Genomic DNA, 6,929 nt, shown 5'->3' on the forward strand with positions numbered 1-6,929 from the left:
CGTTCAAGGATTGGCGAGTCATGCGGCGGCTCCAGCGGGCGGGCCGGCCTTGGCGGCCCGGTCGGCGAAGAAGCCTCGAATGAGGGCGAAGAACACGGGCACGAAGAAGATGCCCAGCACGGTGGCCGAAATCATGCCGCCCAGCACCGCGGTGCCGATGGCCTGGCGCCCGCCGGCGCCGGCGCCGGTGCCGATGGCCAGCGGCAGCACGCCGAAGCCGAAGGCCAGCGAGGTCATCAGGATCGGGCGCAGCCGCAGGCGCACGGCCTCCAGCGTGGCGTCGATCACGCTCTTGCCCTGGGCCTGCAACTGGGTGGCGAACTCCACGATCAGGATGGCGTTCTTGGACGACAGCCCCACGGTGGTGAGCAGCCCGACCTGGAAGTACACGTCGTTGGAGAGCCCGCGAATGCCGATGCCCAGCAGCGCGCCCACGATGCCGAGCGGCACCACCAGAATCACCGAGAACGGCACCGACCAGCTTTCGTACAGCGCGGCCAGGCACAGGAACACGAACAGGATCGACACGGCGTACAGCAGCGGCGCCTGCGAGCCCGACAGCCGCTCCTGGTAGGAGGCGCCGGTCCATTCGTAGCCGATGCCGGGGGGCATTTCCTTCATGATGGATTCGACCGCGTCCATGGCCGCGCCGGAGCTGACGCCCGTGGCCGCATCGCCCACGAACTCGTAGCTGGGGCTGCCGTTGTAGCGCTGCAATTGGGGTGAGCCGTAGGTCCAGCTGGTGCTGGAGAACGCCGAGAACGGCACCATGAGGCCCTGGCTGTTGCGCACCGTCCAGGGCGCGATGTCCTGGGGCAGCATGCGGTAGGGCGCATCGCCCTGCATGTACACGCGCTTGACGCGGCCCTTGTTCAAAAAGTCGTTCACGTAGGTGCCGCCGATGGCGCTGCCCAGCGTGGCGTTCACGTCGGTGGTGGCCAGGCCCAGCGCGCCGGCCTTGGCGTCGTCGATGGCCACGCCCAGCTGGGGCGTGTCGTCCAGGTTGTTGCTGCGGGTGTTGGACAGCTCGGGCCGCTGGCCGGCGAGCTGCAGCACCTTGTCGCGCGCGGCCACGAGCGCATCGTGGCCCAGGCCGTTCAGGTCTTTGAGCTGGAAGTTGAAGCCCGCATTGGCCCCCAGGCCGCGCACGGCGGGCGGCAGCACGACGAAGATGCGCGCGTCGCGGATGTTGGAAAGGTCGCGCGTGGCCTTGCGGGCGATGGCGTCGGCGCTTTGCGAGGCCAGCGGGCGCTCGCTCCATTCCTTCAGGCGCACGAAGCCGCGTGCCGAGCTCTGGTCGCCGTTGGAGCCGGTGATGGAGTTGAAGCTCACCACGTCGGGCTGCGCCGCGAAGTATTTCTGCACCTCGGCCATCACCGCCTGCAGGCGGGTGTTGGAGGCGCCCGGCGGCAGCGTGATCTGCACCTGCACCGCGCCCTGGTCTTCATTGGGCAGGAACGAGGTGGGCAGGCGCAGGAACAGCACGGCCATGCCGCCCACGATGAGCGCATAGACGATCATCATCCGGCCGCCGCGGCGCAGCACGCGGCCCACGCCGCGCTGGTAGCCGTCGGCCGTGCGGTCGAAACGGTGGTTGAAGCCGGTGAAGAAGCGGTCCACCCAGCCCAGCACGCCCCGGCGCGGCGCGCCGTGCGGGCTGTGCTGGCCCTTGGGGATGGGCTTGAGCAGCGTGGCGCACAGGGCCGGCGTGAGCGTGAGCGCCACCAGCACCGACAGCACCATGGCCGAGACGATGGTGATGGAGAACTGCCGGTAGATCACCCCGGTGGAGCCGCCGAAGAACGCCATGGGGATGAACACCGCCGACAGCGTGAGCGCGATGCCCACCAGCGCGGGCGTGATCTCGGCCATGGATTTGCGGGTGGCCTCCTTCGGTGGCAGGCCTTCTTCGCTCATCACGCGCTCGACGTTCTCCACCACCACGATGGCGTCGTCCACCAGCAGGCCGATGGCCAGCACCATGCCGAACATGGTCAGCGTGTTGATCGAGTAGCCGGCCACCGACAGCACGCCGAAGGTGCCCAGCAGCACCACGGGCACGGCGATCGCGGGGATCAAGGTGGCGCGGAAGTTCTGCAAAAAGATGTACATCACCAGCACCACGAGCAGCATGGCCTCGACCAGCGCCTTGACCACCTCTTCGATGGAGGCGCTCACGAAGGGCGTGGTGTCGTAGCTGGTGAAGGGCTTGAGCTGGTACGGAAAGAAGGGCTGCAGCTCGGCGATCTTGGCGTTCACCGCGTTGGCCACCGCCATGGCGTTGGCGCTGTCGGCCAGCACCACGCCCATGCCGGCGCCGGGCTGGCCGTTCAGGCGCGAGGTGATGGTGAGGTTCTCGGCGCCCAGTTCGATGCGGGCCACGTCTTTCAGGCGCACGATGGCGCCTTCCACCGTGGACTTGAGAACGATGTTCTCGAACTCCTCGCGCGACTGCAGCTTGCTGCGCGCGGTGATGGTGGCGTTGAGCTGCTGCTCGCCCACGGCAGGCAGGGCGCCCAGCTGCCCGGCGGAGACCTGGGCGTTCTGCGCATTGATGGCGTTGCCCACGTCGGAGGGCATGAGCGCGTATTTTTCGAGCTTGGCCGGGTCCATCCACACGCGCATGGCGTAGGGCGTGCCCAGCGTGGCCACGTCGCCCACGCCGTCGATGCGGCTGATCACGTCCACCAGGTTGCTGGAGATGTAGTCGCCGATGTCCACCTGCGTCACGCTCGGGTCGGGCGAGGTGAAGGTGACGATCATCAGGTAGTCGTTGCCGCCCTTGGTGACGGTGACGCCCCGGCTCTGCACGGCGGGCGGCAGGCGCGACATGGCCTGCTGCAGCTTGTTTTGCACCTGAACCTGCGCCACGTCGATGTTGGTGCCGGCATTGAAGGTGAGCGTGGTGCGCGAGCCGCCCGAGGCATCGCTGGTCGAGCCCATGTAGATCAGGTTATCGAGGCCCTTGAGCTGCTGCTCGATGACCTGGGTGACCGATTCCTCCACCGTCTTGGCCGAGGCGCCGGTGTAGGTGGCGCTGATGGACACGCGCGGCGGCGCGATGTTGGGGTACTGCTCCAGCGGCAATGTCTTGATGGACATGGCCCCCGCCAGCATGATGACGATGGCGATGACCCACGCGAAGATGGGCCGGTTGATGAAGAACTGTGCCATGGCGGGCGGTCCTTCAGCGGGCGGCCGGGGCCGCTGCGCCGGATGCCGCGGACGCGGTGGCTGCTGTGGCTGCTGCAGGGGCCGCAGCCGGGGCGCCCGATGCGGCGGGGGCCGCCGACGACGCGCCGCCTGCCGGTGCGCCGGCTGCCTGGGCCGCCTGGGCCGCCACCTCCACCGGCTTGACCGTGTCGCCCACCTTCACGCGCTGCAGGCCGTCCACCACCACCCGGTCGCCAGCGGCCAGGCCGCCCACGGCCTGCCAGCGGTTGCCCACGGCGGCCTCGACCTGGATCTTGCGGCGTTCGACCTTGTTCTCGGCATTGACCAGCAGCACGCTGGCGTTGCCGGCGGTGTCGCGCGTCACGCCCTGCTGGGGCACGAGCAGGGCCTGCTCGTTCACGCCCGTCTCCAGCACCGCGCGCACGTACATGCCGGGCATGAGCAGGCCGTCCGGGTTGGGGAACACCGCGCGCAGGGTGACCGCGCCGGTGGCGGGGTTCACAGTGACGCCGCTGAACTGCAGCCGGCCGGACTGGGCGTAGGTGCTGCCGTCTTCCAGCTTGAGCGTCACGCGCGCCTGGCCTTCGCCCGCGCGCTGAAAGCGCCCCTTGGCCAGGTCGGTCTTCAGGCGCAGCACGTCGGTGCTGGACTGGGTCACGTCCACATAGAGCGGGTCGATCTGCGAGATGGTGGTGAGCGCCGTGGTCTGGTTGGCGGTCACGAGCGCGCCCGGCGTCACGGCCGAGGTGGAGGTCCGGCCCGAGATGGGCGCCTTGATGCGGGCGTAGCCGAGGTTGATGCGGGCGTTTTCCACGGCGGCGCGGTTCACCGCCAGGTCGGAGCGGGCCTGCACCAGCACGGCCTGGCTGTCGTCATACACCTGGCGGCTGATGGCGTCGATCTTGACCAGCTCGGCATTGCGCCGCGCGTTGGTTTCGGCCGTGCCCACGGTGGCCTGCGCCTTGCCCAGCGAGGCCTCGGCGCTCGCCAGCGCCACCTGGAAGGGCGATGCGTCCAACTGGTACAGCACCTGGCCGGCCTTCACGTCCGCCCCTTCAGTGAAGAGCCGCTTTTGCACGATGCCGCCCACCTGCGGCCGGATCTCGGCCACCAGGAAGGCGCTGGTGCGCCCGGGCAGCTCGGTGGTGATCGACTGCCGCTCGGGCTGGAGGGTGACCACGCCGGCTTCCACCGGGGCGCGCGGCGCGGGCTGCTTGGCCGACTTGTCCGAACAGCCGGCCAGCGCCATCGCGGCCGCCAGCACGGCGGCAACCGCCCAGCGCAGGGCGGGCGGGGGGGCGGATGGCGAAAACGGTGATGAAAGAAGGGACGGGGAAGGCCGTGGGGAGCAGTCGGCGGACAGAGCGGGCAGCGAGCGTGTGGCGGATCGAGGGCAATTCATGGGCGAGGCACGGCTTTCGTTGTGGCGAGCATTCTGACGGTCAATTGAAAAGATCGTGTGAAGCTGTAGCAGGCGGCAAAGACCTCGCGGCGGGCCTTTGCCGGACCTTGCAACCTTCGTGCCGCCAAGGGAGCGCAGCGGCCCGCGGCGGGCCCTGCCGTGCCGGCACCGGTTTCTGTGCGGTGGAATGGCGGTTTTTGGGTCAAATCGCCTCTGTGCCCTAGAGATGATTGTGGTGAAAGCTATTAAAACGATAGCAAATCGGTGGCTTGGAAACGACTGCGCACCGCCCGAGGGGGCCGAAACGCTTGACCCAGATCAAGCCCAGTCATTGGGTGATGGCCAACGTCGCCCCGCTGGTGGAGGGCGGCCAACCGGCGTGGGCGACCTGCAGAAGGCGCTGGGCCAGCTCAACGTGAACCTGCTGCAGTCCATCGTGGGCGACGCCCGGCGCGAGAGCGAGAAGATGCAGGCCGCGAGCGGCACCATCGCCCAGGGCAACCAGGAGCTGTCCGCCCGCACCGAGACGCAGGCGAGCAATCTGGAGGAAACCGCCGCATCGATGGAAGAGATCACCGGCACCGTGCGCCAGACCGCCGACTCCGCCCGCCAGGCGGCCGAACTGGCCCGGCAGGCCACGGGCGTGGCCGAGCGGACCAGCGGCGTGGTGGACAGCGTGGCCGCCACGATGCAGCAGATCCAGGCCGCCTCGGGCCGTGCCACCCGCGGCCCGGCTGCGGGCCGAGCGCCCGGCACTGGCGCAAACGTGAGCGATTGAAACCCGAAGGGGATTGAGGCGCGGGCGGCAGGGCGCGGGCATACCATGGCGCCCGGGGCCGATGTCCGGCCCCGCTGCAACCGCAGCCGCACCGGCGACCGCACCACACCCTGGTGTATCGCATCGCATCGCAACCGCACCGAAGGAGCGCCCCATGAACCCATCCACCCCTTCCCTGGCCGACGAACTGATGGCCCAGCTGCAAGGCGCGCCGCTTCAGCAACTGGCCGGCCAGCTGGGCACCGACACCCAGCAGACCAGCGCCGCCGTGGCGACGGCGCTGCCCCTGCTGCTGGGCGCGCTGGGCCGAAACGCCGCGCAGCCGCAGGGCGCCGACGCGCTCTTGGGCGCGCTGCAGCGCGACCACATGGACGGCGCGGCCGCCAGCCCGGGCGGGCTCGACCTGGGCGGGCTGCTGGGTTCGCTGCTGGGGGGCGCGGCCGGCGGCGGCAGTGCCGCTGGCGGACTGGGGCAGGGCGCCGACATCCTGGGCCACGTGTTCGGCAACCAGCGCCCGCAGGCCGAAGCGGGGCTGGCGCAGGCCACCGGCCTGGGCGCCAACGCCGGGCAGTTGCTGAAACTGCTGGCACCCATCGTCATGTCGTTCCTGGCGCAGCGCGTGCAGTCCGGCGGCATGGACGCAGGCAGCCTGGGGCGCACCCTCGGCCATGAGCGCGAACGGGCGCAGCAGCAGGGCGGCCTCGGCGGCGGGCTGCTGGGCAGCCTGCTCGACCAGGACGGCGACGGGCAGGTCGGCCTGTCGGACTTGGTCAAGATCGGCGGCGGCCTGTTCGGCGGGCGCCGCTGAGGCACTTTGACGCACGTTGACGGACTTGACGCACGGCCCACCCGCCCGCTTTGCAACCAATTGCTCCGCCGCCCCTGGGCGGACCGTGAACTCCCTGTTGCGCCCGACCGGCCGTTCGGCGGAAACTGCGGCCATCCACGCCACTTCAAAACGGGAGGCTCCCATGACCGCAGTTGCCGACATTCTCCAGTCCAAACCCAGCGCGCAGGTCCACACCATCGGGCCGTCGGATTCGATGCTTGACGCGCTGCGGCTCATGGCCGACAAGGGCATCGGCGCCCTTTTGGTGATGGAGGGCGAGCGCATCGCCGGCATCGTCACCGAGCGCGACTACGCCCGCAAGGTCGCCCTGCTGGGCCGCACCTCCGGCGCCACGCAGGTGAGCGATGTCATGACGCGCGCCGTGCGCTTCGTGCGGCCCCACCAGACCAGCGAGCAGTGCATGCAGCTCATGACCGCCAACCGCCTGCGCCACCTGCCCGTGGTGGACGAAGCGGAGCGGCTCGTGGGGCTGATCTCCATCGGCGATCTGGTGAAGAACATCATGTCCGAGCAGCAGTTCATCATCGAGCAGATGGAGCAGTACATCACCGGCGGCCAGCGCAACTGACGCCGCCGCGCACTGTGCAAGCGCGCTAGGTGTCGAGTTGCAATAGGTTATACCCGGCAAGTCGGGAAGCTGGAGGTCTGTAGCCCAAGGCCGAGTGGGGCCTCCTGGCGTTGTAGTAGCTCAGGAACGCAGGCAACCATGCTGTGCGTTCCTTGCT

Annotated in this window: 5 protein-coding genes and 1 pseudogene; 3 read left to right on the forward strand and 3 right to left on the reverse strand. The window is 69.3% G+C overall.

The annotated features are described in order from the left end of the window. Positions 1 to 18 precede the first annotated feature (18 nt). Positions 19 to 3,174, reverse strand: a complete 3,156-nt coding sequence (locus AVHM3334_RS21050; protein ID WP_284415446.1) for an efflux RND transporter permease subunit — start codon at positions 3,172 to 3,174, stop codon at positions 19 to 21. 13 nt (positions 3,175 to 3,187) lie between these two features. After that, complete coding sequence (locus AVHM3334_RS21055) at positions 3,188 to 4,576, reverse strand: efflux RND transporter periplasmic adaptor subunit (protein ID WP_284415447.1); 1,389 nt, start codon at positions 4,574 to 4,576, stop codon at positions 3,188 to 3,190. Positions 4,577 to 4,955: 379 nt separating this feature from the next. Here AVHM3334_RS21055 and AVHM3334_RS21060 point away from each other — a divergent pair. From AVHM3334_RS21060 to AVHM3334_RS21070, 3 genes and pseudogenes are all read left to right on the forward strand, one after another. Further along, positions 4,956 to 5,294, forward strand: a pseudogene (locus AVHM3334_RS21060) (chemotaxis protein); the annotation flags it as partial. Positions 5,295 to 5,508: 214 nt separating this feature from the next. After that, complete coding sequence (locus tag AVHM3334_RS21065) at positions 5,509 to 6,162, forward strand: DUF937 domain-containing protein (RefSeq protein WP_284415448.1); 654 nt, start codon at positions 5,509 to 5,511, stop codon at positions 6,160 to 6,162. Between the two features lie 163 nt (positions 6,163 to 6,325). Next, entirely contained in the window at positions 6,326 to 6,772 is a 447-nt protein-coding gene (locus tag AVHM3334_RS21070; RefSeq protein WP_284415449.1) for a CBS domain-containing protein, read from the forward strand. Positions 6,773 to 6,797: 25 nt separating this feature from the next. Here AVHM3334_RS21070 and AVHM3334_RS21075 read toward each other — a convergent pair. After that, positions 6,798 to 6,929: integrase core domain-containing protein (locus tag AVHM3334_RS21075; protein WP_284415452.1), on the reverse strand; the 132-nt coding region annotated here is incomplete at its 5' end.

Source organism: Acidovorax sp. SUPP3334 (assembly GCF_030159055.1).
In the GTDB taxonomy this organism is placed as follows: Bacteria; Pseudomonadota; Gammaproteobacteria; order Burkholderiales; family Burkholderiaceae_C; genus Paracidovorax.